Below are 26,056 nucleotides of genomic sequence, written 5' to 3'. Positions count from 1 at the left end.
GCGACCCGAGGACAAGACCCATGACACGGCCCGAACCCGCACACGCCTTCGCCGCCGACGCCTCTGCGCCGGCGAGCGTGACGCTCGACGTCGAGGGGATGCACTGCGCCGCCTGCGCGGAGCGGATCGAGCGCGTGCTGGGTCGCACGCCGGGCATAGCCTCTGCCGTCGTGAACCTGCCGCTGGAACGCGCCGACGTCCGCTTCGACGGACCAGCCGATCCGGCCTCCGCTGTCGCCGCGGTGCGGCGCGCCGGCTACGAGGCGCATGTTCGCCCGTCAGGTTCGCAGGCGCGGCGCGCGGCCGACGAGGCGCGCGCAGTCGCCCGCCGCGCCGACGAGCGTCGCACCGCCGCCCTCCTGATCATGACGGCCCTCTTGGGCGCGCCCTTCCTCGTCGAAATGGCGGGCATGGCGGTGGGCGCCCACGGACTGCTGCCGCCTTGGCTCCAGCTTGCGCTCGCCACCCCCGTCCAACTGCTCGTCGGCGCGCGGTTCTACCGCGGCGCCTGGGCGGCGTTGCGGGGCGGCGCCGCCAACATGGACGTGCTGGTCGCCCTCGGGGTGACCGCCGCCTATGGCTGGAGCGCGGTCGAGGTGCTCGTCTACGGCGGACACAGGGCCCTGTATTTCGAAGCCTCGGTGGCCGTGCTGGGCTTCGTCCTGCTCGGCAACCTGCTTCAGGCGCGCGCCACCGCCGGGGCCAGCGCGGCGCTGACGGCGCTCGGCGAACTCACTCCGGCGCACGCTCGCCTCCACCGGCCCGACGGCCGCGAGGAGGACGTCGCGGTGGGCGCTCTGCATGCCGGCGACATCGTGCGCGTGCGGCCGGGCGAGCGTTTCCCGGTGGACGGTCTGGTCGTGGAGGGGCGCAGCGAGGCCGACGAGCAGCTCGTCACGGGTGAAAGCAAGCCGGTCGCCAAGGCCGCGGGAGATGCCGTGATCGCCGGGGCGATGAACGGCTCCGGGTCGTTGCTGGTGGAGGCCTCGGCCGTCGGCGAGGACGCCACCCCCGCCCGCATCGGCCGGCTCGTGGCGCGCGCGCAGCTCGCCAAGGCGCCCGTGCAACGACTGGTGGACAGGGTCACCGCGGTGTTCGTGCCGGTGGTGGTCGGGATCGCGGCCGCGACCTTCGTCGGCTGGCTGCTGGCGGGGGCCGGAGCGGGCGCGGCGCTGGGCCACGCCATCGCCGTGCTCGTCATCGCCTGCCCCTGCGCGCTCGGCCTCGCGACTCCGGCCGCGCTCGTCGCCGGCACCGGCGCGGGCGCGCGCGCCGGCATCCTGGTCCGCGACATCGAAGCGCTCGAGCGCGCGGCGCGGATCAACACGGTCGTGTTCGACAAGACGGGAACGCTGACTGCGGGCCGGCCCGCCTTGGTTGCGGCCGACGCGCTCGACGGCGACAGCCAGCGGCTCGTCGCTCTCGCCGCCGCGATCGAGCGGGGATCGGAGCATCCGCTGGCGCACGCCGTCGTGGAAGCCGCCGAGGGTCAGGGCCTCGACATTCCCGTCGCCCACGACATCCGCGCCGTGTCCGGCGAGGGCATCACCGGCACCGTCGACGGGTCGAGGATCGCCATCGGCGGCGTGCGGTTGCTGACGGAGATCGGCGCCCACACCGCGCCGATCGAGGCGATGCTCGCGCGGCACGCCGCCGAGGGCCGCACCGCCGTGGCGATCTCGGAAGGGCGCCGCGCCAAGGGCGTGCTGGCGTTCTCCGACGCCGCCCGACCGAACGCCGCGGAAGCCGTGCGCCGGCTGCGCGACGACGGCCTTGAGATCGTGATGCTGACCGGCGATTCGGCGGAGGCGGCGGCCCCGATCGCCCGAGGCGTCGGCATCGAGCGCGTCGAGGCCGGCGCCCGACCGGCCGACAAGCTCGCCACGATCGCGCGGCTTCAGGCGGAAGGCCGCGTCGTCGCGATGGTCGGCGACGGGATCAACGACGCGCCGGCGCTTGCGGCCGCCGACATAGGCGTCGCGATGGGCGGCGGCGCGGACGTGGCGCTCGAGACCGCCGGAATCGCCCTGTTGCGTCCGGACCTGCTTCTCGCGCCTGCAGCACTGTCGCTTTCGCGCCGCACCGTGGCGACAATCCGCCAGAACCTCGTCTGGGCCTTCGCCTACAACGTGGTGGGCCTGCCCCTTGCGGCTCTTGGCTTTCTGTCCCCCGCGCTCGCCGGCGCCGCGATGGCGCTGTCCTCCGTGAGCGTGGTCCTCAACGCCTTGAGGCTTTCGCGTTGGAGAATGGATCCTTAATCCCTCCGAGCGCGTTATAGGCGCGTCACACGGGCGTTTGCGTCTCTCGGGGGTTCTAAAATGCGCGTCGCGATTTTCGTCTCGGCGATCCTGCTCTTCGTGCTCGCCGTCGCTCTGCTGCCGATGAGCGGACCGGCCGAGGCCGTCACCAAATCCGGAGAGCCAATCGTGGTGCGCAGCGCCCACGGCGTGGCCCCCACGGTCCAGGCGCTCGAAGCCTCGCTCCGCCGCCGCGGCGTCTCCACGGTCGTGAAGGTCGAGCAGTCCGCTTCCGCCACCCCGGCGACCCTCGTGCTCTTCGCCGACCCCCATCACACAGCCGACGCCTCCGCCCGTGCGCTCGATGCGCTCGACTTGCCGCTGCGTGCTCTTGTCTACATGGAAGGCGACTTCGTCTCGATCGCCTATGACGATCCGAAGGCGCTGTCGAAGCGCCATGGCCTCAGCGCCGACGAGGCCGCCGCCGCCGGCCGCGCCGTCGCCGCCGTGGTGGCCGAGGCCGCCGGCTCCTGACAGCGGGCTCTCTGTCGTCGACGCGCTCCCGCGTCGGCGCGGACACGTGATCGCTCGCGAGCGCCTTGGCCTTCTCGCGACCGAAATCGCGCTATATCACGAAGCTCCACCGTCCTTCCTCGACGCTTGAGAGCTTCATGTCCCGCCGGCCTTCGCCCGACGCCTCCTCCGTTTCCCTCCTCGACCGCCGCGCGCTGCTGCAGATCGGCCTCGCCGCGCAGGCGGCGATCGCGTTGGGGACGCCCGCCTTTGCGCAAGGCGCAGCCGGCGACGACCTGAAATTCGGTCCGGCAGAGCCCTTCTCCTACGACGGGCTGAAGGCGCTCGCGAAGGCGAAGGCCTCGAAGCCCTACGCCGAGCCCCCGCGGCCGAACCCGGACATCGTCCGGAAGATCGATTACGACGCCCACGGCAAGCTGAAGTTCAACCCGGAGCACGCGCTCTACGGCAAATCGCCGGGCGCCTATCCCATCACCTTCATGCACGTCGGCCAGTTCTTCCCCAAGACGGTCCGCATGCACGCGGTCGCCGAGGGCAAGTCGCGCGAGATCCTCTACGATCCCGCCTACTTCGACATGCCGGCCGACCACGTCGCCAAGGGCCTGCCGCCGCAGCCTTCGGCCTACGCGGGCCTCTGGGTCCGCGAGGCCAAGGACCAGGTCACCGACAAGGGCGACTGGAAGACGCGCGAGCCCTTCGCGACCTTCCTCGGCGCCTCCTACTTCCGCGCCATCGGGGGCAAGGGACAGGTCGGCATGTCCGCGCGCGGCGTGGCGCTGTTTCCTCAGCCCGGCGCGGCGGAGGAGTTCCCGGACTTCACCGCCTTCTGGTTCGAACCGGCAAAGACCGACGGCGACCCGGTCACGGTCTACGCGCTGCTCGACGGCCCGTCGCTCGCCGGCGCCTATCGCTTCCTGATCCATCGCACCGCCGGCACGCTGATGGAGATCGAAGCGACCGTGACCATGCGCCAGGACGTGCCGCGGCTCGGGCTTGCCGCGCTGACCTCAATGTACTGGTTCTCGGAAGCGCAGAAGCCGTCGCTAATCGACTGGCGCCCCGAGGTGCACGACTCCGACGGCCTGGCCATGTGGACCGGCGCCGGCGAGCGGATCTGGCGGCCGCTGAACAACCCGCCGCGCATCATGACCTCGAGCTTCACGGACGAGCGCCCGCGCGGCTTCGGCCTTCTGCAGCGCGACCGGGTGTTCGACCACTACCAGGACGGCGTGAAGTACCAGGATCGCCCCTCGACCTGGATCGAGCCGGTGGGCGACTGGGGCAAGGGTGTGGTGCAGCTCGTGGAGCTGCCGACCGACGACGAGATCCACGACAACGTGGTGGCCTACTGGATCCCCTCTGAGCCCACCAAGGCGGGCGACACCGTGGCGCTGGCCTACAAGCTGCACTGGCTGGACGAAGAGCCCTACCCCACTCCGCTCGGCCGCGTGGTGGCCACCAGGCTCGGCCGGGGCGGCCAGCCCGGCCTGCCGCGGCCGCCGGGCGTGCGCAAGTTCATGATCGAGTTCCTCGGCGGGCCGCTGACCGACATCCCCTACGGCCAGACCGTGGAGCCGGTGCTCTGGGCGTCCCGCGGGACGTTCTCCTACGTCTTCGCCGAGGCGGTGCCGAGCGACGTTCCGGGCCATTGGCGCGCGCAGTTCGACCTGACGGCGGAGGGGACGGAGCCGGTCGAAATGCGCTGCTACATGAAGGTCGGGGATCGGGTGCTGACCGAGACGTGGCTGTACCAGTACATCCCGCCGGCCTGATTTCGGCGACGCTTCGCACGTCGCGCCTTGCATTCGGAGCGCCCTTTCGGTAGAGGGTGCGCCGTCGCCGCTTTAGCTCAGTTGGTAGAGCACGTCATTCGTAATGACGGGGTCGCGTGTTCGAGTCACGCAAGCGGCACCATTCCTCCGTTCGAAATCGCGTCAGTGTCGCTTCCGCGTCCTACCGGACCTGGGCGGCGGCCGTCTATACCTGCCGCTGACGCCCTGCGGGACGGACGCTGATCGGCGTCTTGGGCGGAGCGGGGACGCATGTTCGACAGTCTGCGGCATTTCATGAACGAGCTCGCCGGCACCGGCGAGGAGGCGACGGAGCCGTTTTCGGTGTCCGACCACCGCGTCGCGGCCGCAGCGCTGATGGTTCACCTGCTGGGCGTCGACGGCGTCGTCGAGGAGCAGGAGCGCGACGCGTTGCACGGGATCGTGCGGTCGCGATTCGGTCTGTCCGAAAGCGAGACCGACGAGCTTCTCGCCCTCGCCCGCCGGCGCGATCAGGAGGCGGTCGACCTCTATGCCTTCACGAGCGTGCTCAAGCGCTCGCTGGACGCGGAGGGCCGGGCCGGCGTCATCGAGATGATGTGGGAGCTCGTGTTCTCGGACGGCGCGGTCAACGAGCTCGAGGACAACGTGGTGTGGCGCGTCGCCGAACTGCTCGGCGTTTCGACGCGGGAACGCGTCGAGCTGAAACGACGCATCGCCGCCCGCGCCCGTCCGTTGTCGGACACGCCCGTCAGGGACTGACGTCCACGCGCGGCTTGCCGGTCGACGACGGCGCGGGCGCGAGACCCGATCCGAACCGGGACGCCGATCATTCCGTCGGTTTCGCAATTTGCGAACCGCGTCGCAAAACGCGACGCGCGCTGCGAAACGCTCTTGGCAGACTCACTAGCTGTTGACCGTCTGCGCCCTCAAAGCCCCACATCTTGGGCGCGAAGGCGCCATCGTGGACTGGCAAGGCGCTTGCACACTCAGGATCGCCGGATCTGGTTCATGCGTACCGGCGTCAGTTCGGGCGGAGGCGGGGTTTCGTCGTCGCGTTTTGGGACCCCCCTCCGCATCCCGACTTTCACTCCGGCTTCGGCCGCGTCCCGAAGATCGCGCTGCCGACGCGCACATGCGTCGCGCCGAACGGCACGGCGTCCGCGAAGTCGGAGCTCATCCCCATCGACAGGCCCTTGAGCCCGTTGCGTCGCGCGATCTGGTCGAGGAGCGCGAAGTAGGGCGCAGGCGGTTCGTCCACGGGCGGGATGCACATCAGCCCTTCGATCTCGAGGCCGTAGGCGTCTCGGCATTGCGCGACGAAGGCGTCGGCGTCCTCGGGATCGACGCCGGCCTTCTGCGGCTCGGACCCCACGTTCACCTGCACGAAGAGCTTCAGGCTGCGGCCCTGCGCGGCCATCTCCTTGGCGATCGCCTGGGCGATCTTCGGCCGATCGACGGTGTGGATGGCGTCGAACAGCGCGACCGCCTCCGCCGTCTTGTTGGACTGCAGCGGGCCGATGAGGTGGAGCTCGACGTCCTGAAATTGCGCCTTGAGCTCCGGCCATTTGGCCTGGGACTCCTGCACCCGGTTTTCGCCAAACGTGCGTTGGCCGGCCTCGAGCACGGGCAGGATGTCCGCCGCGTCGAAGGTCTTGGACACCGCAATCAGCGTCGTCTCGCCCTCCGGGCGGCCGGCGGCGCGCTCCGCCTTGGCGAGGGCGGCGCGCACCAGGGCGAGACGGGCGGGGGCGTCGGACATAACGGCTCCTCGGGACACGCAGAACACGCCCTTCACGCGCGTGCGAAACGCCGAAACGTAAACGAGATCAAGGGGCGTCGCTACTCGGCGGCGACCGCGTCCGGCGCGTCCAGATACTCCCGCCACATCGGCGAGCCGCCCCCGAGGGTCGCGATGAAGGCGGCGTGGGCGGCGAGATCGTCGGCCGTCAGGCGCGACGGCAGCGGCGTGGGACGCGGCGCGACGGCGCGGCCGCCGCGGAGGTTGCGGTCGGTGAGGTGCGAGAGGCCGAGCGTCGCCTGACGACCGCCCAACAGCTCGAGATAGACCTCCGCCAGAATCTCGCTGTCGAGCAGCGCGCCGTGCTTGGTGCGGCGCGAGTTGTCGATGCCATAGCGCTGGCAGAGCGCGTCGAGCGAGGCTGAGCCGCCGGGATTGCGCCGGCGCGCGAGCTGCAGGGTGTCGACGATGCGGTGCTGGGCGAGTTCCGGCTGGCCGATCTTCCGGAGCTCCATGTTCAGGAAGCCGACGTCGAAGGCCGCGTTGTGGATCACCAGCGCATCGTCGGCGATGAACTCCAGGAACTCCTGGGCGACCGCGGCGAAGACCGGCTTGGTGCTCAGGAACTCCGCCGACAGGCCGTGGACACGGAACGCTTCCTCCGGCATGTCGCGCTCGGGGTTAACATAAAGATGACAATGCGCGCCGGTCGGGATGCGGTTGAGCAACTCGACGCACCCGATCTCGACGACCCGATCGCCCTTGAGCGGATCGAGGCCGGTGGTCTCGGTGTCGAGGACGATCTCACGCATCGGTCAGGCCTCCGTCGCGCGACCGGAGGCGGACGAGCAGCGCGCGCACTTGCGCGCGGGCAGGCTCGATACCTTGCGCGGTGTCGATCACCACGTCGGCGCGGGCGCGCTTGTCGGCGTCGGGGGTCTGGCGGGCGAGCACGGCGCGAAAGGTCTCCTCGGTCATTCCGGGCCGCTGCATCACCCGGCGGCGCTGCTCCCCGGGGCCGGCGCTGACCACGACGACGAGATCGACGGCGCCGTCTCGGCCGCTTTCGAACAGCAGCGGGATGTCGAGCACGACGACGTCGGCGCCCTCGGCGCGGCGGGCGGCGAGGAAGGCGGCCTCGGCCTCACGCACGAGAGGATGGACGATCGCCTCCAGCTTCGCCAGAGCGGCGGCGTCCCCGATCACCCTCGTCCCCAACTCCTTCCGGTCCACCGCGCCGTCGCGCGCGACGCCCGGAAACGCCGCCTCCACCAACGGGACCGCACGGCCGGCGTAGAGCGCGTGGACCACAGCGTCGGCGTCGTGCACCGGAACGCCCTCCTCCGCGAACAGCTTCGCGGTGGTGGATTTGCCCATGCCGATGGAGCCGGTGAGGCCGATGACGATCACGCCTCAACCTTGGCCTTGGCGTTCCGCGCGACCAGCCAGGCCGCGCCTTCGCCGACCGCGATCGCGAGGAACCCGCCGATCAGCAGCGTCGCGACGTGGGGGCCGAGCAGGTCCTTGAAGGCGAACAGGCCGACAAAACCCGCGGTGGTCGCGATCGAACCGGCAAGCGACACAAGCTTCAGCGCCAGAAGCGCGAACGTCAGTCCCACGAGCGTCTCCCTTCCTACGAGCGGCCGCCGTCCTGGCCGCGCAGGATATCGTCGATCACCAGCGCGCGCAGTTCCGGCGTCACCTCGGGGCGGACGCCGAACCAGCGTTCGAAGCCGGGGACCGCCTGATGCAGGAGCATCCCCAGGCCGTCGACAGTGCGGTTGCCCTGCGCCTTGGCCGCCGCGAGAAACGGCGTCTCCAGCGGCACGTAGACGAGATCGGTCACCACCGCCTCGTCCCTCATCTCGCCGAGATGAACGTCCAGCGCGCCCTTGCCCGCCATGCCGAGCGAGGTCGCGTTGACCACCACGTCGGCCAGCGCCAGCCAGCGCCAGAGTTCGTCGTAGCCGCAGGCGACGCCCGCCGCGCCGGCGAGCGCAGCGACCGTCTCGGCCCGCTCCACCGTCCGGTTCACGACGGCGACCCGCTCGAAGCCGCGCCCGGCCAGAGCATGCGCCACAGCCCGCGACGCGCCTCCGGCGCCCAGCACGAGCGCGACCTTGCGACCGCCCTCCCAGCCGGGCGCGCGGTCGTCGAGATTGGCGAGGAAGCCGAAGCCGTCGGTGTTCGCGCCGTGAAGCCGATCGTCCGCAAACCACAGCGTGTTGGCCGCCCCGAGCGCAGCCGCGCTCGGCTCCGCATGGTCGAGCAGCGCGAAAGCCGCCTCCTTGTGAGGAGCCGTCACGTTGCCGCCCACGAAGCCGTTTTCCGCGAAGGCGCGGACGAAGGCTTCGAAATCCTCAGGCGGCACTTCGGCATGCTCGTAGGAGCCCAGCAGGCCGTAGATCTTCAGCCAGTGGCCGTGGATCATCGGCGAGCGCGATTGGCGGACGGGCCATCCAAGCACGCAGGCGCGCGGCTCCGTGCTCACGCGGCGACCGCCTTCGCGCGACGCAGAGCCGCGAGCAGCGGGAGAAGCGGGAGTCCGAGGATGGTGAAGAAGTCGCCGTCCACCGCCTCGAACAGATGCGCCCCGACGCCCTCGAACTGATAGCCGCCGACGCTCAGGCGCGCGCCCTCCCCGGCGGCGTCGAGATAGGATTCGATGAAGGCGTCGGAGAGCGCGCGCATGGTGAGACGCGCCTCGGCGACATCGGTCCAGAGCGCGACGCCGTCGAGCGCAAGCGCCACGCCCGACGACAGCGTGTGCGTGCGGCCCGATAGCCGCTGAAGCTGGCGGCGTCCCGCGTCGCGGTCGACGGGCTTGGTGAAGCGCTCGCCATCGAGCGCGAGGGTCTGGTCGGCGCCGACCACGAGGCGCCCCGGCAGCCGCAGCGACACGTCCACCGCCTTCGCGGCCGCCAGCGCGCCCGCCACGTTCGCCGGCGTCGCGCCGTCGCCGGTCAGGCCGGCCTCGACCTCGCGCTCCTCGATCTCCGCTGGCAACGCCTCCACCGGCAGGCCGGCGTCCGTGAGGACCTTGGCCCGGATCGCGCTCTTCGAGGCGAGCGCGAGGGGCGCGGACGGGAGCCAGAGCGGGTGGGTCATACGGACATTCCGGGAGTGAGACTTGTCTGGACGATGGAGCGGTTCACGACACAGCCTGGGGTCCGGCCAGCGCCCAGAAGCGACGCCATAAGCTTTACGTCGTCGCGATCACGGCGGCCAAGCGCTTGGCCCGGTGCTCGTTCAGCATGGCGATGACGCCGGCGGCCGTCTCCTCGATCGAGCGGCGCGTGACGTCGATCGTGGGCCAGCCGTGGCGGGCGCAGAACCGACGCGACGCGGTGATCTCAGCGGCCACCAGATCCGGGTCGACATAGGCCCCGTCCTGCAGCCGGCCCGGCATGGCGCCTTCGAGACCGAGCACGCGATTGTGGCGGATGGCGACGATGCGCTCGGGCGACGCCACCAGGCCGACGATCAGCGGGCCTTTCAGCTTCTCGAGCCCATGCGGCGGCGGAAGATCGGGAATGAGCGGAATGTTCGCGGTCTTCACCCCGCGGTTCGCCAGATAGATCGACGTCGGCGTCTTGGACGTGCGGCTGACGCCCAGCAGCACCACGTCCGCCGCGGCGAGGTCGTCGGCGTACTGCCCGTCGTCGTGGGCCATGGTGTAGTTGAGGGCGTCGATGCGCTTGAAGTAGTCGGCGTTCAGCACGTGCTGGGCGCCCGGCTGCTTGTTCTGCTCGGTCCCGAGATACGAGCGCAGCAGCGTGAACACCGGCTCCAGCACCGACAGACAGGGACAGCCGAGGTCGCGGCAGCGGCTCTCGAGCTTCCCGATCAGGTCCTCGTCCACCAGCGTGTAGAGCACGATGCCGGGCTCGTCGGCGATTTCGTCAAGCACCCGTTCCAGCTGCCGGGCCGATCGCACCAGCGGGTAGACATGCTCGATCGACGACGCCGCGGCGTATTGCGAGGCGGCGGCGCGGGCCACCGCGACAAGCGTCTCGCCGGTTGCGTCGGAGACGAGGTGGACGTGGAAGGAGTGGCGGTCCGACGACATGAAAAGCAGAGAGCCTCTAGCGGTGGAACCGCGGCCGGATGGCGGCGTTTATCGAGGCCGATCCGAGCGGCGGACGCACGGGACGACCTGTCGACGACCCGGTGGACGACTGTGGACGAATTCGCCGACCTCGGCCCTCGCGTCCGACACTGTCGCCGAGCCCCTGAAAATCATCAACACCGCCGCGCGGCGGGATAACGATCCAAGGGTCCGCGTCCGAAAAGGTGAAGAACCCGTTAACGCCTTGAGACTCATGGTTTGGCCACAGGTCTTAAAAAATGGTTAACGCCGGTCAAGGTGTGGACGCCTTGTGGAGGGCGAGGAACGGCTGTAATCCGCCCCTCTAGAAAAAGAAACAGAAGACTCCATTCCAGATTCTAAGAGAGGGCCTTCGCCGTTGGTAAGTCCTGCGAACAACCTCGCGACTCTGACCCCTGAGACGAGCGGCTCGCGCTTCCTGAAGGCGCTCTCCGGAGAGACGCAGGCGGTCCCTCCGGTCTGGCTGATGCGTCAGGCGGGGCGCTACCTTCCGGAGTACCGCGAGCTGCGCGCCCAGGCCGGCGGCTTCCTCGATCTCTGCTACACGCCGGACCTCGCGACCGAGGTGACGCTGCAGCCGATCCGACGCTTCGATCTCGACGCCGCCATTCTGTTTTCGGACATCCTCGTCGTGCCGCACGCGCTCGGCCAGGAGGTGCGGTTCGTCGAAGGCGAGGGTCCGCGGCTCGATCCGCTGGCGAGCCGCGCGGAGTTCGCGACGCTGAAACCCGAGATCGACCTCGGGATGCTCGCGCCGGTCTACGAGACCGTGGCGCGGGTGCGCGCCGAGCTTGACCCGTCGAAGGCGCTGATCGGCTTCTGCGGCGCGCCCTATACCGTCGCGACCTACATGGTCGGCGGCCGCGGCGGCGAGGAACAGGCGCCCGCCCGCAAGCTCGCCTATAGCGATCCTGCGGCCTTCCAAGCGCTGATCGACCTGTTGGTGGAGGCCTCCGCGGCGCATCTCCTGGCGCAGCTCGAGGCCGGCGCGAACGCGGTGCAGATCTTCGACAGCTGGAGCGGCGACCTGCCGCCGGCCGAGTTCATGACCTGGTCGGCGGCGCCCATCGCGGCGATCTGCGCCAGGGTGCGCGCGAAGCGGCCGGGCGCGAAGATCCTCGCGTTCCCGCGCGGCGCCGGCGCGAAGCTGAAGGCCTTCGCCGAAGCGGTGCCCGCTGACGCGATCGGGCTCGCCACCGCCGAAGACCGCCGTGCCGCCCGCGAGGCCGTTCCCGCGCATGTGGCGCTGCAGGGCAACGTCGATCCGATCGCGCTGACGGTCGGCGGCTCGGCCCTGGACGCCGCCGTCGACGGCGTGCTGGCCGACCTCGGCGATCGGCCGCTGATCGTGAATCTCGGACACGGCGTACGGCAGGAGACGCCGCCCGAGCACGTCGCCCAAATGGTTGCGCGGGTGCGGCGCGCGGGCTGAGGTGATCCCGGCGATCGCCCCGCCCGGCCCCCAAGGACGCCACGGCAAGGACTTTCCCGATGGACCTCTACGCGTGGATCAAGGCGCTGCATGTCGTCGCCATCATCTCGTGGATGGCGGCGCTGCTCTACCTGCCGCGGCTGTTCGTGTACCACGCCGCCGCGACCGTGGGCTCGGAGACCTCCGAGACCTTCAAGGTCATGGAGCGGCGGCTGCTGAACGCGATCGCCAAGCCCGCCATGGGCGTCGCCTGGATCGCGGGGCTGATCTTGATCTGGCAAGGCGGCTGGGGCGCGTCAGGCTGGCTCCACGCCAAGCTGCTTTTCGTGGTCGCGCTGTCCGGCTTCACCGGCGTTCTGGGCCGCTGGACCAGGGATTTTGCGGCGGATCGGAACACCCGGTCGCAGCGCTTCTACCGGATCGCCAACGAAGCGCCGACGGTGTTGATGCTCGTCATTGTCACGCTCGTGATCGTAAAGCCGTTCTAAGTGTGGGCGATTGTCGAAAAACCGCGCCGCGGAGACTTGCAGGGCCTCGCGCGAATAAGCTATGAGTGGGTATTCCCTTCGTAGCGCCCTCGTGTTCGGCTTGGACAACGGCTGAACCGACACTGGCACGCGGATCGCCCGATCCGCTTTGCGACGTTAGGCGCCTTCAACAGGACCGAGACGCTGTCGCGCGCCTGTCCTGAGCGCCGCCAGCCTCATCATCTCCCTTCGTCCGGTCGCTTCTCCGCACAGCTCCAAGCGGACTCCATCTCCCCAAAGGCTCACGATGCCCGAAGTCAGGCTTTCCGATCTCAAGGCCAAGTCGCCGACCGAAATTCTCGTCCAGGCGGAGGAGCTCGAGGTCGAGAACGCCAGCACGCTGCGCAAGCAGGAGCTGCTGTTCGCCATCCTGAAGCAGCTCGCCGCGCGCGAGACCGACATCATCGGGGTCGGCGTGGTGGAGGTGCTGCAGGACGGCTTCGGCTTCTTGCGCTCGCCGGACGCCAACTACCTGCCCGGCCCGGACGACATCTACATCTCGCCCTCCCAGATCCGCCGCTTCTCGCTTCGCACGGGCGACACGGTCGAGGGCCAGATCCGGTCGCCGAAGGACGGCGAACGCTACTTCGCGCTGCTCAAGGTCAACACGATCAACTTCGACGACCCGGAGAAGGTCCGGCACAAGGTCCATTTCGACAATCTGACGCCGCTCTACCCGGACGAGCGGCTGAAGATGGAGATCGACAATCCGACCAAGAAGGACATGTCGACCCGCGTGATCGACATCGTCGCGCCGCTCGGCAAAGGCCAGCGCGCCCTCATCGTGGCCCCGCCGCGTACCGGCAAGACGGTCATGATGCAGAACATCGCGACCGCGATCGCCGCCAACCATCCTGAATGCTACCTCATCGTGCTGCTGATCGACGAGCGGCCGGAAGAGGTCACCGACATGCAGCGCTCGGTGAAGGGCGAGGTCATCTCCTCCACCTTCGACGAGCCGGCCCAGCGCCACGTGCAGGTCGCGGAGATGGTGATCGAGAAGGCCAAGCGCCTCGTCGAGCATGGCCGCGACGTCGTCATCCTGCTGGACTCGATCACCCGCCTCGGCCGGGCCTACAACACCGTGGTGCCCTCGTCCGGCAAGGTGCTGACCGGCGGCGTCGACGCCAACGCGCTGCAGCGCCCCAAGCGCTTCTTCGGCGCGGCGCGCAACATCGAGGAAGGCGGCTCGCTGACCATCATCGCCTCGGCGCTGATCGACACCGGCAGCCGCATGGACGAGGTGATCTTCGAAGAGTTCAAGGGCACCGGCAATTCCGAGATCATCCTGGACCGCAAGGTCTCGGACAAGCGCACCTTCCCGGCGATGGACATCACCCGCTCGGGCACGCGCAAGGAAGAGCTCATCGTTCCGGCCGACACCCTCAAGAAGATGTATGTGCTCCGCCGCATCCTGAACCCGATGGGCACCGTCGACGCGATGGAGTTCCTGCTGGACAAGCTGCGCTCCACCAAGACCAACGGCGACTTCTTCGACTCGATGAACACCTGATCCGGGGTCGCGGCGCCTGCGCGCGGCGGCCGAGGCCGCGCGCTCGGGCTTCGTTCCCGCTTGCGGAGCCGGCCGTCTCCATGCTCCCAATGCGGCCATGACGGCGGCCCGCTCCCTTGTTCGGCTTTTTGGCGCGATCCTGGTCGCGCTCGTCGTCGCCGCGCCCGTGCGGGCCGAGCTCAGCTTTCCTCCCTTCACGAACTACGTCGTCGACCAGGCGGGGGTGATCCCCGCGGCCGAAGAAAGCGCGCTCGTCGCGAAGCTTAAGAGCTTCCAGGAGCGCACCGGCCGCCAGCTTGCGGTCGCGACCGTGCCCTCGCTGCAGGGAACGTCGGTCGAGGATTTCGGCAACCGTCTGTTCCGCGCCTGGAAGCTCGGCGACGCGACCCGGAACGACGGCGCGCTGCTGCTGGTCGCGCCGACCGAGCGCAAGGTGCGCATCGAGGTCGGCTACGGGCTTGAGGGCGACCTCACCGACGCCGTGTCCCGCCTGATCATCGAGAACGCCATCCTGCCGCGGTTTCGCGCCGGCGATGTCAGCGGCGGGATCGCGCGCGGCGCCGATGACGTCATGGCGGTGTTCTCGGGGCAGGCCGACGAGTACAAGGCGCGCGCCGCCGCTCAGCAGGCCGACGAGCCGCCGACGATCGTGCTGATCGTCATGGGGCTGTTCCTGCTGCTGTTCCTCTACAGCTTCGTCCGCAGCCTGCGCTCCGGCGGCGTTTCCCGCCGCCGGTCGAGCCCCTGGATCATCGGCGGCCCCGGCTTCGGCGGGGGCGGCGGAGGCTGGTCCGGCGGCGGAGGCGGTTTTTCGGGCGGGGGCGGCGGGTCCTCCGGCGGCGGCGGGGCCTCGGGCGGATGGTGACGGCCGCGAACTGCCCGCCCTTGACCGCCGACGACCGGGCGCGCATCGCGGCGGCCGTGGCCGCAGCCGAGGCCCGGACCTCCGCCGAAATCGTCGTGGTGGTGGAAACCGACCCCTGCGAAGAGGGCGACGCCACCGTTGCGCTCGTCGCGGCGGGATTCCTCGCGATCGCCGTCGGCGGTCTGCTGTCCTGGACCGGGCTTCGGCTCGAAGGCGTGGTGATCGCGCAGGCCGCGCTGTTCGCGGGCTTGGCCGCTCTCGCCGCCTCATCTCGGGTGCGGCGCGCGCTCGGCGTGGGCCGGTTGCCTTCGCACGCCGCCCATCAGGCGGCGCTGCAGGCGTTCGAGGAGCTCGGCCTCGTGCGGACCAAAGAGCGGACGGGCGTGATGATCCACGTCGCGATCGCGGACCGCCGCGTCGAGATCGTGGCGGACGAAGGCGTCCATGCGGCGATCGCGCCGGAGACCTGGGCGGAGGAGGTGGAGATGGTCGTCTCCGCCGCGCGCGCGGGCCGTCTGGTCGACGGGCTTGTGCAGGCGGTGGAGACCTGCGGCGCCGCGCTGGCGCAGGCGCTGCCGCCGGAGCCCGGCCTCGGAAACGAGCTCCCGAACGCGCCGATCGTCCGCTGACGCCTCAGACGATCCCGAGCACCCAGAGCCAGCCCGAGACCGTGACGACCGACAGCGCAGTGGAGACCGCGATGGCGGCGGACGACGTCGTCTCGCCGGTCTTGTAGCGGGCCGCGACGAGGTAGGCGTTGATGCCGCTCGGCATGGCGGCGAACAGCACCGCGACGCCGCCCCACACTGGCGGCACCGGCAGCACGTAGAACGCCAGCACCCACACCAGGAAGGGATGCAAGATCAGCTTGAGCGCGGTGATGGTCAGCACCGGAACGCGGTCGCTCAGGATCCCGTAGCGCTTCAGCGCGAGGCCCATGGAGACCAGCGCGCAGGGGCTGGCGGTCGCCGCGAGCTGGTCGACGATCGACCTCGCCGCCCCCGTCGGGACCACGCCGGCGCTCTTCGCGGCGACGCCGGCGGCCAGCGCCAGGATGATCGGATGGGTGACGATGGTCTTCGCCAGCCGCCACGCGACCTCGAGCGGCCGTCCCGCCGCCCCGGAGGATTCGATCAGCAGCGCCGCCACCGACATCATGATCGGAAGGTGGATCGCCAGCAGCAGGAACAGCGGCACCGCCCCGGCGTCGCCATAGGCCTGCAGGATCAGCGGAACGCCGACGAGCACGGTGTTCGACTGGCCGCAGGCGAAGCCGTGGATCGCGGCCTCGCGGCGGTCGCGTTTGAACACCCGGATCGCCAGCCACATGCCGACGCTCCAGACCACGGCGACGCCGCCGAAATAGGCGACCCAGTAGCCCCAGGGGTTGGCGTCGGCGTCGGCGCCGGTCGCGAGCGTCCGGAAAATCAGCGCCGGCACGGCGATCAGAAACACATAGTCCGACAGGCCGTCGCCCGCGCGGTCGCCGAGAAGCTTCAGCTTGCCCGCGAAAAAGCCGAGTCCGATCAAGCCGAAGGTCGGCAGGACGATGGCGAGGAGGTTCGACATAGCGGCTCGGGATCGGGAACGCGGAAGGTGGGGATAGCGCGCGAGGAGCGCAGGTTTCCGCAATCGGTTTAGCCCATCTTTAAGCTCGAGGGCGCCACGGTCCAGCGAAGACCCGCCCTCAGACAAACGCAAACCGGAGCCGCCCGCCGCATGATCGCGACCGCGAGCCACGTCGACGACGACCAGGCGCCCAACGCCGACCGCCGCATCGCCGTGGCCGCCCACGAGATCCGCACGCCGCTCGGCGGCATCCTGGCGCTGGCGGACCTGCTGCTGGCGGAGGACCTGTCGGAGGCGGCCCGCGGCCATGCCGCGGCGCTGAAGACGGCGGCCGAGCATCTGTTCGGCGTGGCCAGCACGCTGCTGGGCGCAAGCGCGCCGCAGCCTCGACGCGAGCTCGACCTTGCGGTGTTTCTCGCCCGGGTCGCGCCGGCGCTCAGCGCCCGCGCCGCCCTGAAGGGCCTCGCCTTCGCCGCGACGCTGGACCCGCGCCTGCCGGAGAGCGCCCTCGCCGACGAAGGCGCGCTGCGGCAGATCGTCGAAAACCTCGCCGACAACGCGCTGCGGGTAACCGAGCGCGGGCGCATCGAACTCGCGCTGGAATGGGCGGCCGAGGACGAGGCTTCCGTGACGCTCCGCATCGTCGTGCGCGACACCGGTCCGGGCCTCGGCCAGCGTCCGGATCGGCTGTTCGAGCCCTTCGTGCAGGGCGACGGCGCGCCGGGCGGCGCGGGCCTTGGTCTGTCGCTGGTGGCGGCGCTGACGCGCGACATGGGCGGCGCCGCTACGGCGACGAACCGGCCCGAGGGCGGCGCCGAGGTGACCGCCACCGCGCGGCTCGATCGCACGACGCCGACTCCGTCGCCGCTCGGTGGCCTTCGGCGCGTGCTGGTGGCGGAGGACAATGCGGTGAACCAGCGCGTGCTGGGCACTCTGCTCGAGCATTTCGGGCTCGCGTTCGACATCGCATCGGACGGAGAGGCCGCGATCGCGGCGGCCGCGACAGGTCGCTACGATCTGGTGCTGATGGACGCGACCATGCCGAAGATGGACGGGCTCGACGCCACGCGCGCGATCCGCGCCCTGCCGGCGCCGGTTGGGGACATCCGCATCGTCGGCGTCACGGCTCGCGCCTTCGCGGAGGAGATCGCGGCGTTCCGGGCGGCGGGCGTCGACGATGTCGTCATCAAGCCGATCTCGGTCGCGGATCTCTGGAGCGCCCTCGGAGCGGGGGCCGAGCAGGCAGCGGGCTGAGGACGGCGCCTGCTCGCGCTTCCGGTTCCGGGCCGTCTTCGATCCACGCAGGGAACGCGGGGATCCCTCCTCGCGCCGGAGGCGTGGGGAGGGTGGCCTCGGCGGAGCCGAGGTCGGGTGGGGGCCTTGGGCGTAGTGCGCAACATCAAAGGCTGAGCCTCATCCGGCGCCCACCCCACCCGGCCGGGCTTCGCCCGTCCACCCTCCCCTCTACGAGGGAGGGACACCCGCGCTTTATCCTCCCGCCAGAGGGTCGTCGCCGGATTGATCTGACGTCCTACTCCGCCGCGTCTCGGCGCAGCGGGTTCGGCAGGGCTTCGGGCTCGGCCATGGGCCCGAGCTCCATCTGCTCGATGCGGGCTCCGCGGCGGCCGATTTTCTCGGCCGAGATCGCGATCTGGTCGAGGTCGGCGGTCGCCTGGCCGAAGTGGCTCTTCAACTTCTCCACCCGCTCGCCGATGCGGCGGACGTCCTCCATCAGCCGGCCGATCTCGGCCTGCAGCACATGCGCCTGCTCGCGCATCGCGGCGTCGCGGGTCAGGCCCTGCACCACCTGTACGGCAAGCATCAGCAGCGAGGGCGAGACGATCAGCACCCGCGCCCGGTAGGCGCGCGCGGTCACGTCCTCGAAGCGCTCGGCGAGTTCGGCGTGGATCTGCTCGGAGGGCACGAACAGCAGCGCCACGTCCTGGGTCTCGCCGGCCAGCAGGTACTTGTCGCCGACGTCCGCGATGTGCCGGCCGACGTCCGCGCGCACCCGGGCCTCCGCCGCCTTCACGGCCTCCGGGCTTTCCGCAACGCGTAGGCGCTCGAACCCCTCCAGCGGGAACTTGGCGTCGATCGCGAGGCCGCGCGGATCGCCGGGCAGCCGGATCAGCGCGTCGGGCCTGACGCCGGTGGAGAGCCGCGCCTGGAAGGCGTAGGCCGAGGGCGGCAGCGCGTCCTTCAGAATCGCCTCCATCCGGCCCTGCCCGAAGGCGCCGCGGGCCGGCTTGTTCGACAGGATGGCCTTCAGGTCCGTCACCTGGCCCGCGAGCGCGCCGATCTGGGCGCCGGCGGCGTCGATCACGGCGAGGCGCGCCTCGAGCCGCGACAGCTGCTCCGAGGTCGCCTGCCCGCTCGCGGCCAGCCCGTCGCCGACGCGGGCCCCGACCGCGTCGAGCCGCTCCGCGACGCCGCGCGCGAGATCCGCCTGCCGCGCGCCGAGCGCCGAGGCGAAGGCCTGCAGGCGGCCGCTCGCCTCGGATTGCTGCCGCTCCAGCCCCGCGAGCCGCGCCTCCGCCTCCCGCGCCCGCCATGTGGCCTCGGCGCTCGCGGCGCGCTGGATCGAGGCCGAGCGGAACAGCGCGACGATGACGATGAGCAGCGCGCCCAGCAAAGCCGCGCCGAGCCCCGCCAGCGTTTCGCCGAGGCTGAGGGCGTGACCGCCGACCACAAGGAGAGTTTCGGACATCGGGACAGTCGCCTCGAACACGCAAGATACGTCTGCAGTAACGCGAACAAATAAAGAACATGTTGACGCCCCCGCGGCAAGGGCTTATCGCCGGAGCATCCTTTGGATCTTCAAGAGCTGTCGAAACTGCGCCATGGCCGCCTCGCCTCTCGTCTATCTTCCCGATTCCAAGCTCCGCCTCGTCAGCGCGCCGGTTGAACGCGTCGACGACGAGGTCAAGGCGCTCGTCGCGACCATGTACGAGACGATGTACGACGCCGCCGGGATCGGGCTCGCGGCGATCCAGATCGGCGTCGCGAAGCGCGTGGTGACCATCGACCTCGCCGGCAAGGACGAGGCCCCGCAGCCGCTGACGCTGATCAACCCCGAGATCGTCAAGGCCTCGGATGAGCGGCAGGTCTACGACGAGGGCTGCCTGTCGATCCCCGACTACTACGAGGAGGTCGAGAGGCCGGCGCAGGTCACCGTGCGCTACCTCGACGAGACCGGCGCCCCGAAGGAGATCGAGGCCGACGGCTTGCTCGCGGTCTGCGTCCAGCACGAGATCGACCATCTCAACGGCGTGCTGTTCATCGACCACATCTCGCGGCTGAAGCGCGACCGGGTGGTGAAGAAGTTCGAGAAGGCGCGCGCCGTGGGCGAGCTGCCGTCGTTCCCCCGCCGCGACAAGCGCGACCGCGCCGCGCCGGAGACGGTCGAGGCCTGAGGGGCCTCGTCCGCGCCCCATCCATGACCCTTCGCCTCGTCTTCATGGGCACGCCGGACTTCGCGGCGCCTGTGCTGTCGGAACTCGTCGGCCAGGGCCACGAGGTCGCCGCGGTCTACACCCGCGCGCCGAAGCCCGCAGGCCGCGGCATGGAGCTGACCAGAAGCCCGGTGCATCGCCTGGCGGACAGTTTTGGAATTCCCGTTGAGACGCCCCGGACGTTTCGAGACGAGGGGGTCGTCTCCCGCTTTGCGGAGCACGGCGCGGATTTCGCGGTCGTCGTCGCCTATGGGCTGATCCTGCCGAAGGCCGCGCTCGAGGCTCCCGAACTCGGCTGCCTCAACTGCCACGCCTCGCTGCTGCCGCGCTGGCGCGGCGCCGCCCCGATCCAGCGCGCGATCATGGCCGGCGACGCCGAGACCGGCGTGATGGCCATGCGCATGGAGGAAGGCCTCGACACCGGACCGGTCGGCATGGCGGAGCGGCTTGCGATCGGCGCGGACGAAACCGCGGGCGAGTTGCACGACCGCCTGTCGCGCCTCGGCGCCGACCTCATGGGCCGCGCGGTCGCCGCGATGGGCCGCGGCGGTCTGCAGTTCCGGGCGCAGGCCGAAGAGGGCGTGACCTACGCCGCCAAGATCGAAAAGGCCGAATCGCGGATCGACTGGGCGAAGCCCGCGCACGCCGTCCACGATCACATCCGCGGGCTGTCGCCGTTTCCGGGCGCCTGGTTCGAGATCGAGGGCGCGCGCGGCCCCGAACGGGTCAAGGCGCTGCGCTCCACCCGCGTGGACGGCTCCGGCGCCCCAGGCGAGCTGCTGGACGACCGGCTGACGGTCGCCTGCGGCGAAGGCGCCCTCCGTCTGCTGACGCTGCAGCGCGCCGGCAAGGGGCCGGTGGACGCCGGCGCCTTCCTCAACGGGGCGCGGCTCACGCCGGGCGCCCGCCTGCTCTGACATGCCCCGTTTCCGGCTTCTGGTGGAGTACGATGGCGCGCCGTTCGCCGGCTGGCAACGGCAGGCCAACGGCGCCTCCGTGCAAGGCGCGCTCGAGGACGCGTTCCGCGCCTTTGCCAATGAGGCCGTGGTGGTGAAGGGGGCCGGCCGCACCGACGCCGGCGTGCACGCCAGCGGTCAGGTCGCCCACGTCGACCTCGCCCGCGACTGGCGGACCGACACGGTGCGCGACGCGGTCAACGCCCATCTCCGCCCGCTGCCCGTCGCGGTGCTGGAGGCGGAGCGGGTGTCCGACGACTTCGACGCGCGGTTCTCGGCGGTCCGCCGACACTACGTCTACCGCGTCATCGACCGCCGGCCGCCGCTGGCGCTGGACGCCGGCCGCGCCTGGCGCGTGCCGAAGCCGCTGGACGTCGCCGCCATGGACGCGGCGGCGAAACGCCTGCTCGGCCGGCACGACTTCACCACCTTCCGCTCCGCCCACTGCCAGGCGAACAGCCCCTTGCGCACGCTCGACCGGCTGGACGTGGCGAGGGAGGGTCACGCCGTTCTGATCCGCACCGACGCGCGCTCGTTTCTGCACAACCAGGTGCGCTCCATGGCGGGTTCGCTGGTGGAGGTCGGGATCGGCCGCTGGAGCGCCGATGATCTCGCCCAGGCTCTCGCCGAGGCCGACCGCGCGGCCTGCGGCCCGGTCGCGCCCCCGGAAGGGCTCACGCTGACGCAGGTCGACTACCCCGAGACGGCGCGCTAGACCTCCCGCACATGTCCGCTTTCAGGGAGCCGCCGATGTTCGTCGCCATGAACCGCTTCAAGGTGTTTGCCGCCGAAGCGCAAGCTTTCGAGACCGTGTGGCGCGAGCGCGACCGGCATCTGGCCGAGGTCCCCGGCTTCGTCGAGTTCAGCCTGCTGAAGGGCCCGGCGGACGAGGAGACCGTGCTCTACGCCTCGCACACCATCTGGAGCTCGCGCGACGCCTTCGAGGCCTGGACGAAGTCGGAGGCGTTCCGCGCCGCCCATCGCAACGCCGGGCAGAACAAGCCGATGTACGCCGGCCACCCGCAGTTCGAGGGTTTTGAGGCCGTGCTGCTGGAGAAGGCGCCGGCCGCGGCCGCCTGAGGGTTGGAAAACCCGCCGTGGGGCGTCGGAGGTCGTGACGTCCGCCGCCGCATGGGCTAACGCTGCGCTCCGACCGTGGCCCGCTGAATGGCCGCGCCGTTGGAGACAGCCATGACCGAGATCGCCCCCGCCCTCTCCTCCCGCGACGCCGTGGGCCGCCGCGTGGCGCGCATGATGCTCGAGGTGGGCGCGATCCACATCCGCCCGGAAGAGCCGTTCATCTTCACCTCAGGCTGGGCGAGCCCGGTCTACACCGACTGCCGCAAGCTCATCTCCTACCCGCGCCTCCGCGCCCAGCTCATGGACGACGCCGCGGCGACGATCCTGCGGGAGGTCGGCTACGAGAGCCTCGACGCGGTGGCGGGCGGCGAGACCGCCGGCATCCCCTTCGCCGCCTGGATCGCCGAGCGGCTGATGCTGCCGATGCTCTACGTGCGCAAGAAGCCGAAGGGTTTTGGCCGCAACGCTCGCATCGAAGGCGCGGTCACGGAAGGCCACCGCACCATCCTGATCGAGGACCTCACCACCGATGGCGGCTCCAAGGTCGCCTTCTGCGAGGCGCTGCGCGAGGCGGGCCAGGTGGTGGAGCACGCCTTCGTGCTGTTCCACTACGGCATCTTCCCGCAGAGCCGCGAGACCATGGACCGCATCGGCGTCAAGCTGCACGAGCTCGCGACGTTCTGGGACGTGCTGGCGGTGGCGAAGGAGGACGGCAAGCTCGACGCCGGCAAGCTCGCGGACGTCGAGGCCTTCCTCAACGCGCCGGCGGCGTGGTCCGCCGCCCATGGCGGCAAGGCGAGCTTCGGCGACTGAGGAGCGCGGCGGGCGGCGGTCGCGGGGGCTTAGCCCCACCCTCGCCGTCATGGTCCGGCTTGACCGGACCATCCACCTTCGCCGCAGCGCCTGACGCCCGAGATGGGTCCTTCGGTCAAGCCGGAGGACGACGGAGAGGGTGGCTCGACCTGCGAGCCTCCCGAAATGCGGCCTTCAGACTACTTCCCCGTCGCGAAATAGCCCTGCAGGCGATTGCGCAGCTTGCCGGCGATCTGCACGGCGGCGCGGTTCTGGGCGTCGCGCTCGGCGCGGATGTCGGCGAAGCGCTGCAGCGTGTAGGAGTACGACGCCGAGGCGAACTCCTGGCCCGAGATCACCGGATCGATCTGGCCCGCAGGCTTCAGCGCGTAGTCGACGCTCAGCGACACGGTGCGGGTCTCAGGCTGGCCGGTGAACGGGTCCACGATCGGCGACTGCGCCCGGTTTGCGATCGAGATGTCGAGCCGGTAGGCGGTCGCGTCCGCCGCCTCGCCGCCCCGAAGCTGGAAGATCAGCTCGTTGCGCAGCGTGTTGCCGATACGGCCTTCGATCGGGCGCACGTCGATCCGGCGCAGGTTCGTGAGCACCGGCGCTTCGCCCTTGGCCGACGGCCCTGTCGCGTAGCTCTGCTCGCTGTAGAGCGGGCGGAAGCAGCCCGCCAGCGCGAGCGAGGCGCCGGCGGCGAGGCCGAGGCGGATCAGGGTGCGGCGCACGGGCCGGAACTCGATGTCAGACGACGACATTCACGATCCTCTGCGGCACGACGATGATCTTCCGGATCGGCTTGTCGCCGATCGCCTTCACGACGACGTCCAACTCGCGCACGAGCGCTTCGATCGCCTTGGCGTCGGCGTCGCGGGCGACCGTGATCTCGTCCCGCTTCTTGCCGTTCACCTGCACCGGCAGGGTCACGACGTCGGAAGCGAGCAGCGCCGGGTCGGCCTTCGGCCAGGGCGTCTCGGCCACCAGAGTGGCATGTCCGAGCGCCGACCACGACTCCTCAGCCAGATGCGGCATGAAGGGCGCGAGGATCTGCACAAGGATTTCGGCCGCCTCGCGCAGCGCGAAGGCCATGTCGTCCGCGGGCGCCGCCTCCGCCTGCAGCGCCTGTCCGAGCGCGTTGGCGAGCTCGTAGGAGGCCGCGACGCAGCGGTTGAAGCGCAGGCGCTCGATGTCGTCCTCGACGCGGGCGAGCGCGCCGTGGGCCGCGCGGCGCAGGCTCTCCGCGGCCGGGCCGACGCTCGCCGGCGCGGCGGTCCCGGTTGGGGTGCCCTTCGCGGCCGCGTCGTTCACCAGCCGCCACACGCGCTGCACGAAACGACTCGCGCCCTCGACGCCGGACTCGGTCCAGATCACGTCGCGCTCGGGCGGGCTGTCGGACAGCATGAACCAGCGGGCGGTGTCCGCGCCGTAGGTTCCGAGGATGTCGTTGGGGTCGACGACGTTCTTCTTCGACTTCGACATCTTCTCGATCGAGCCGATCTCGATCGGGGCGCCGTCGTCGAGACGCGTGGCGCGGCGCGCGCCGCCCTCCTCCGCGATCCGGATGTCGGCCGGCGCGACCCATTGGCCGCTGGCGTCCTTGTAGGTCTCGTGGACGACCATCCCTTGCGTGAACAGGCCGGCGAAGGGCTCGTCGAGGCCGACATGCCCGGTCGCCTTCATCGCGCGGGTGAAGAACCGCGAGTACAGCAGGTGCAGGATCGCGTGCTCGACGCCGCCGATGTACTGGTCGACCGGCAGCCAGCGGTCCGCGGTCGCCTTCACCGTGGGCGAGGCGGCGCGGGGGGACGTGAAGCGGGCGTAGTACCAGGACGAGTCCACGAAGGTGTCCATGGTGTCGGTCTCGCGCCGCGCCGGACCGTCGCACTGCGGGCAGGCCACGTTGCGCCAGGCGTCGTGCCGGTCCAGCGGGTTGCCCGGCTGGTCGAAGGTCACGTCGTCGGGCAGGCGGACCGGCAGCTGGTCGTCCGGCACGGGCACGACGCCGCAGGCCTCGCAATGGATGATCGGGATTGGGCAGCCCCAGTAGCGCTGGCGGGAGATCCCCCAGTCGCGCAGGCGCCAGTTGACCTTGCGGGCGGCGACCGGCCGGCCGTCCAGCTCGTCCGCTTCGAGCCGGCGCGCGACCTCCTGGAACGCGTCGGACGGGCTCAGCCCGTCGAGGAAGCGGGAGTTGATCATCACGCCGTCGCCGTCGAAGGCGACGTTCTCGATCGTCACCGAGGCGGGGTCGGCGCCCTCGGGGGCGACGACCGGCGTCACCGGCAGGCCATAGGCCCGCGCGAAGTCCAGGTCGCGCTGGTCGTGCGCCGGGCAGCCGAAGATCGCGCCCGTGCCGTAGTCCATCAGCACGAAGTTCGCGACGTAGACCGGCAGCTCCCAGGACGGGTCGAACGGGTGCTTCGCCTTCAGCCCCGTATCAAAGCCCTTCTTCTCGGCGGTCTCGAGCGCCGCGACGCTGGTGCCCGCGCGGCGGCACTCGTCGAGGAAGGCGGACAGCGCGGGGTTTCCCTCGCCCATCGCCTTGGCGATGGGGTGGTCCGCGGAGAGCGCCAGGAAGCTCGCGCCGAACAGCGTGTCGGGGCGCGTGGTGTAGACCTCGACCTCGCCGGCCGGCGCGTTGACGCCGGGCGCGTCCGCGAGCGGCCAGCGCACCAGCAGCCCTTCCGAACGGCCGATCCAGTTCTTCTGCATGGTCCGGACCTTCTCCGGCCAGCGCGTCAGCCCGTCGAGCGCGGACAGCAGGTCCTCAGAAAAGTCGGTGATTTTCAGGAACCACTGGGTCAGCTCGCGCTGCTCCACCAGCGCGCCCGAGCGCCAGCCGCGGCCGTCGATCACCTGCTCGTTGGCGAGCACGGTGTTGTCGACCGGGTCCCAGTTCACCTTGGACTGGCGGCGGTAGGCGAGGCCGGCCTTCAGGAAGTCCAGGAACAGCTTCTGCTGCTGCGCGTAGTACTCCGGATCGCAGGTCGCGATCTCGCGGCTCCAGTCCAGCGACAGGCCGATCGCCTTCAACTGGTCGCGCATGGTCGCGATGTTGTCGTAGGTCCAGGCTTTGGGATGGACCTTCTTCTCGATGGCGGCGTTCTCGGCCGGCAGGCCGAAGGCGTCCCAGCCCATCGGATGCATCACCGCGAAGCCCTTGGCGCGCTTGTAGCGCGCGACGACGTCGCCCATCGCGTAGTTGCGCACATGCCCCATGTGGATGCGCCCCGACGGATAGGGGAACATCTCGAGCACGTAGTAGTTCGGCCGCGCATCCCCAGCGTCGGTCTGGAACAGCTTGCGCTCGTTCCAGCTCGCCTGCCAGCGGGGCTCGGCCTCTCGCGCGTTGTAGCGCTCGGTCGTCATCGGATGGGTACGCCAGACTTCAGGTCAAAGGGGACGCGGCGCGCGAGCGCGCGAAGCGCGCGGACATTCGCCCGAACGCCGACAGGGGTCAACCGAAGCGGGACTA

Annotated in this window: 26 protein-coding genes and 1 tRNA gene; 16 read left to right on the top strand and 11 right to left on the bottom strand. The window is 70.4% G+C overall.

What is annotated here, in order from left to right:
- Nucleotides 1–20: 20 nt before the first annotated feature.
- The 5 genes from JOD31_RS10500 (at nucleotide 21) to JOD31_RS10480 (ending at nucleotide 5,302) form a co-directional block, all read left to right on the top strand.
- Nucleotides 21–2,258, top strand: a complete 2,238-nt coding sequence (locus JOD31_RS10500; RefSeq protein ID WP_204950258.1) for a heavy metal translocating P-type ATPase — start codon at nucleotides 21–23, stop codon at nucleotides 2,256–2,258.
- A gap of 60 nt (nucleotides 2,259–2,318) precedes the next feature.
- Nucleotides 2,319–2,771, top strand: a complete 453-nt coding sequence (locus JOD31_RS10495; protein WP_204950257.1) for a DUF302 domain-containing protein — start codon at nucleotides 2,319–2,321, stop codon at nucleotides 2,769–2,771.
- Between the two features lie 137 nt (nucleotides 2,772–2,908).
- Nucleotides 2,909–4,543, top strand: a complete 1,635-nt coding sequence (locus tag JOD31_RS10490) for an OpgD/OpgG family glucan biosynthesis protein (protein WP_246482417.1) — start codon at nucleotides 2,909–2,911, stop codon at nucleotides 4,541–4,543.
- Nucleotides 4,544–4,609: 66 nt separating this feature from the next.
- Nucleotides 4,610–4,685, top strand: a tRNA-Thr gene (locus JOD31_RS10485).
- Between the two features lie 128 nt (nucleotides 4,686–4,813).
- Nucleotides 4,814–5,302 carry a tellurite resistance TerB family protein gene (locus JOD31_RS10480; protein WP_204950255.1) on the top strand — a complete coding sequence of 163 codons (489 nt, stop codon included), beginning with the start codon at nucleotides 4,814–4,816 and terminating at the stop codon, nucleotides 5,300–5,302.
- Between the two features lie 325 nt (nucleotides 5,303–5,627).
- On the opposite strand, the gene JOD31_RS10475 is transcribed toward JOD31_RS10480, so the two are convergent.
- The 7 genes from JOD31_RS10475 to JOD31_RS10445 form a co-directional block, all read right to left on the bottom strand.
- On the bottom strand, nucleotides 5,628–6,302 hold the full coding sequence (locus JOD31_RS10475; protein WP_204950254.1) for a YggS family pyridoxal phosphate-dependent enzyme: 675 nt from the start codon (nucleotides 6,300–6,302) through the stop codon (nucleotides 5,628–5,630).
- 80 nt (nucleotides 6,303–6,382) lie between these two features.
- Nucleotides 6,383–7,093: a DNA polymerase III subunit epsilon gene (gene dnaQ, locus JOD31_RS10470; RefSeq protein ID WP_204950253.1), complete on the bottom strand. Its 711-nt coding sequence runs from the start codon at nucleotides 7,091–7,093 to the stop codon at nucleotides 6,383–6,385.
- A complete protein-coding gene (coaE, locus tag JOD31_RS10465; RefSeq protein ID WP_204950252.1) occupies nucleotides 7,086–7,691 on the bottom strand; it encodes a dephospho-CoA kinase in 606 nt (201 codons plus the stop codon). The genes dnaQ and coaE overlap by 8 nt, the downstream gene beginning before the upstream one ends.
- The gene (locus JOD31_RS10460; protein WP_204950251.1) at nucleotides 7,688–7,900 is read right to left on the bottom strand and encodes a hypothetical protein; all 213 of its coding nucleotides are present in this window, start codon (nucleotides 7,898–7,900) and stop codon (nucleotides 7,688–7,690) included. The genes coaE and JOD31_RS10460 overlap by 4 nt, the downstream gene beginning before the upstream one ends.
- A 14-nt stretch (nucleotides 7,901–7,914) precedes the next feature.
- Entirely contained in the window at nucleotides 7,915–8,772 is an 858-nt protein-coding gene (locus tag JOD31_RS10455; RefSeq protein ID WP_204950250.1) for a shikimate dehydrogenase, read from the bottom strand.
- Entirely contained in the window at nucleotides 8,769–9,389 is a 621-nt protein-coding gene (locus tag JOD31_RS10450; protein ID WP_204950249.1) for a Maf family protein, read from the bottom strand. Before JOD31_RS10450 ends, JOD31_RS10455 begins: the two co-directional genes overlap by 4 nt.
- 94 nt (nucleotides 9,390–9,483) lie before the next feature.
- A complete protein-coding gene (locus JOD31_RS10445) occupies nucleotides 9,484–10,350 on the bottom strand; it encodes a pyruvate, water dikinase regulatory protein (protein ID WP_204950248.1) in 867 nt (288 codons plus the stop codon).
- A gap of 427 nt (nucleotides 10,351–10,777) precedes the next feature.
- Between JOD31_RS10445 and hemE the strand changes: the two genes are divergently transcribed.
- The 5 genes from hemE (at nucleotide 10,778) to JOD31_RS10420 (ending at nucleotide 15,355) form a co-directional block, all read left to right on the top strand.
- On the top strand, nucleotides 10,778–11,821 hold the full coding sequence (gene hemE / locus JOD31_RS10440) for a uroporphyrinogen decarboxylase (protein ID WP_204950442.1): 1,044 nt from the start codon (nucleotides 10,778–10,780) through the stop codon (nucleotides 11,819–11,821).
- Nucleotides 11,822–11,880: 59 nt separating this feature from the next.
- Nucleotides 11,881–12,309: a protoporphyrinogen oxidase HemJ gene (gene hemJ / locus JOD31_RS10435; protein ID WP_204950247.1), complete on the top strand. Its 429-nt coding sequence runs from the start codon at nucleotides 11,881–11,883 to the stop codon at nucleotides 12,307–12,309.
- 286 nt (nucleotides 12,310–12,595) lie between these two features.
- Nucleotides 12,596–13,861 carry a transcription termination factor Rho gene (rho, locus tag JOD31_RS10430; RefSeq protein WP_020187252.1) on the top strand — a complete coding sequence of 422 codons (1,266 nt, stop codon included), beginning with the start codon at nucleotides 12,596–12,598 and terminating at the stop codon, nucleotides 13,859–13,861.
- A gap of 97 nt (nucleotides 13,862–13,958) precedes the next feature.
- The gene (locus JOD31_RS10425) at nucleotides 13,959–14,726 is read left to right on the top strand and encodes a TPM domain-containing protein (protein ID WP_204950246.1); all 768 of its coding nucleotides are present in this window, start codon (nucleotides 13,959–13,961) and stop codon (nucleotides 14,724–14,726) included.
- Between the two features lie 20 nt (nucleotides 14,727–14,746).
- Nucleotides 14,747–15,355, top strand: coding sequence for a TPM domain-containing protein (locus JOD31_RS10420; protein ID WP_204950245.1), 609 nt, complete (start codon nucleotides 14,747–14,749; stop codon nucleotides 15,353–15,355).
- 4 nt (nucleotides 15,356–15,359) lie between these two features.
- Here JOD31_RS10420 and JOD31_RS10415 read toward each other — a convergent pair whose 3' ends face one another.
- A complete protein-coding gene (locus JOD31_RS10415; protein ID WP_204950244.1) occupies nucleotides 15,360–16,295 on the bottom strand; it encodes an AEC family transporter in 936 nt (311 codons plus the stop codon).
- Between the two features lie 150 nt (nucleotides 16,296–16,445).
- On the opposite strand from JOD31_RS10415, the gene JOD31_RS10410 reads away from it, so the two are divergent.
- Nucleotides 16,446–17,549, top strand: coding sequence for a response regulator (locus JOD31_RS10410; RefSeq protein ID WP_204950243.1), 1,104 nt, complete (start codon nucleotides 16,446–16,448; stop codon nucleotides 17,547–17,549).
- Nucleotides 17,550–17,826: 277 nt separating this feature from the next.
- Here the strand turns inward: JOD31_RS10410 and JOD31_RS10405 are convergent, their stop codons facing one another.
- On the bottom strand, nucleotides 17,827–19,002 hold the full coding sequence (locus JOD31_RS10405; RefSeq protein ID WP_204950242.1) for a DNA recombination protein RmuC: 1,176 nt from the start codon (nucleotides 19,000–19,002) through the stop codon (nucleotides 17,827–17,829).
- Between the two features lie 133 nt (nucleotides 19,003–19,135).
- Here JOD31_RS10405 and def point away from each other — a divergent pair, with 133 nt between their 5' ends.
- From def to JOD31_RS10380, 5 genes are all read left to right on the top strand, one after another.
- A complete protein-coding gene (gene def / locus JOD31_RS10400) occupies nucleotides 19,136–19,708 on the top strand; it encodes a peptide deformylase (RefSeq protein WP_204950241.1) in 573 nt (190 codons plus the stop codon).
- 23 nt (nucleotides 19,709–19,731) lie between these two features.
- Complete coding sequence (gene fmt / locus JOD31_RS10395; protein ID WP_204950240.1) at nucleotides 19,732–20,664, top strand: methionyl-tRNA formyltransferase; 933 nt, start codon at nucleotides 19,732–19,734, stop codon at nucleotides 20,662–20,664.
- Between the two features lies 1 nt (nucleotide 20,665).
- Nucleotides 20,666–21,418, top strand: coding sequence for a tRNA pseudouridine(38-40) synthase TruA (gene truA, locus JOD31_RS10390; protein WP_204950239.1), 753 nt, complete (start codon nucleotides 20,666–20,668; stop codon nucleotides 21,416–21,418).
- A gap of 35 nt (nucleotides 21,419–21,453) precedes the next feature.
- Complete coding sequence (gene hmuQ / locus JOD31_RS10385; protein ID WP_204950238.1) at nucleotides 21,454–21,783, top strand: heme-degrading protein HmuQ; 330 nt, start codon at nucleotides 21,454–21,456, stop codon at nucleotides 21,781–21,783.
- A 111-nt stretch (nucleotides 21,784–21,894) separates the two neighbouring features.
- Complete coding sequence (locus tag JOD31_RS10380) at nucleotides 21,895–22,596, top strand: orotate phosphoribosyltransferase (RefSeq protein WP_020187262.1); 702 nt, start codon at nucleotides 21,895–21,897, stop codon at nucleotides 22,594–22,596.
- Between the two features lie 179 nt (nucleotides 22,597–22,775).
- On the opposite strand, the gene lptE is transcribed toward JOD31_RS10380, so the two are convergent.
- Together lptE and leuS are read right to left on the bottom strand one after the other, a co-directional pair.
- A complete protein-coding gene (gene lptE, locus JOD31_RS10375) occupies nucleotides 22,776–23,339 on the bottom strand; it encodes an LPS assembly lipoprotein LptE (RefSeq protein ID WP_204950237.1) in 564 nt (187 codons plus the stop codon).
- Complete coding sequence (gene leuS, locus JOD31_RS10370) at nucleotides 23,326–25,950, bottom strand: leucine--tRNA ligase (RefSeq protein WP_204950236.1); 2,625 nt, start codon at nucleotides 25,948–25,950, stop codon at nucleotides 23,326–23,328. Before leuS ends, lptE begins: the two co-directional genes overlap by 14 nt.
- Between the last annotated feature and the right edge of the window lie 106 nt (nucleotides 25,951–26,056).

The sequence above is a fragment of the Methylopila capsulata genome (genome assembly GCF_016907975.1).
Lineage (GTDB): Bacteria > Pseudomonadota > Alphaproteobacteria > Rhizobiales > Methylopilaceae > Methylopila > Methylopila capsulata.
Note: the sequence above shows the minus strand (reverse complement) of the source record. Positions and strands in the feature narration are given on the sequence as shown.

Coding starts and splice junctions, on each gene's coding strand:
- JOD31_RS10500 (WP_204950258.1), top strand. CDS start 21: ATGACACGGCCCGAACCCGCACACGCCTTCGCCGCCGACGCCTCTGCG.
- JOD31_RS10495 (WP_204950257.1), top strand. CDS start 2,319: ATGCGCGTCGCGATTTTCGTCTCGGCGATCCTGCTCTTCGTGCTCGCC.
- JOD31_RS10490 (WP_246482417.1), top strand. CDS start 2,909: ATGTCCCGCCGGCCTTCGCCCGACGCCTCCTCCGTTTCCCTCCTCGAC.
- JOD31_RS10480 (WP_204950255.1), top strand. CDS start 4,814: ATGTTCGACAGTCTGCGGCATTTCATGAACGAGCTCGCCGGCACCGGC.
- JOD31_RS10475 (WP_204950254.1), bottom strand. CDS start 6,302: ATGTCCGACGCCCCCGCCCGTCTCGCCCTGGTGCGCGCCGCCCTCGCC.
- dnaQ (WP_204950253.1), bottom strand. CDS start 7,093: ATGCGTGAGATCGTCCTCGACACCGAGACCACCGGCCTCGATCCGCTC.
- JOD31_RS10450 (WP_204950249.1), bottom strand. CDS start 9,389: ATGACCCACCCGCTCTGGCTCCCGTCCGCGCCCCTCGCGCTCGCCTCG.
- JOD31_RS10445 (WP_204950248.1), bottom strand. CDS start 10,350: ATGTCGTCGGACCGCCACTCCTTCCACGTCCACCTCGTCTCCGACGCA.
- hemJ (WP_204950247.1), top strand. CDS start 11,881: ATGGACCTCTACGCGTGGATCAAGGCGCTGCATGTCGTCGCCATCATC.
- rho (WP_020187252.1), top strand. CDS start 12,596: ATGCCCGAAGTCAGGCTTTCCGATCTCAAGGCCAAGTCGCCGACCGAA.
- JOD31_RS10425 (WP_204950246.1), top strand. CDS start 13,959: ATGACGGCGGCCCGCTCCCTTGTTCGGCTTTTTGGCGCGATCCTGGTC.
- JOD31_RS10415 (WP_204950244.1), bottom strand. CDS start 16,295: ATGTCGAACCTCCTCGCCATCGTCCTGCCGACCTTCGGCTTGATCGGA.
- JOD31_RS10410 (WP_204950243.1), top strand. CDS start 16,446: ATGATCGCGACCGCGAGCCACGTCGACGACGACCAGGCGCCCAACGCC.
- JOD31_RS10405 (WP_204950242.1), bottom strand. CDS start 19,002: ATGTCCGAAACTCTCCTTGTGGTCGGCGGTCACGCCCTCAGCCTCGGC.
- def (WP_204950241.1), top strand. CDS start 19,136: ATGGCCGCCTCGCCTCTCGTCTATCTTCCCGATTCCAAGCTCCGCCTC.
- fmt (WP_204950240.1), top strand. CDS start 19,732: ATGACCCTTCGCCTCGTCTTCATGGGCACGCCGGACTTCGCGGCGCCT.
- truA (WP_204950239.1), top strand. CDS start 20,666: ATGCCCCGTTTCCGGCTTCTGGTGGAGTACGATGGCGCGCCGTTCGCC.
- hmuQ (WP_204950238.1), top strand. CDS start 21,454: ATGTTCGTCGCCATGAACCGCTTCAAGGTGTTTGCCGCCGAAGCGCAA.
- JOD31_RS10380 (WP_020187262.1), top strand. CDS start 21,895: ATGACCGAGATCGCCCCCGCCCTCTCCTCCCGCGACGCCGTGGGCCGC.
- lptE (WP_204950237.1), bottom strand. CDS start 23,339: ATGTCGTCGTCTGACATCGAGTTCCGGCCCGTGCGCCGCACCCTGATC.
- leuS (WP_204950236.1), bottom strand. CDS start 25,950: ATGACGACCGAGCGCTACAACGCGCGAGAGGCCGAGCCCCGCTGGCAG.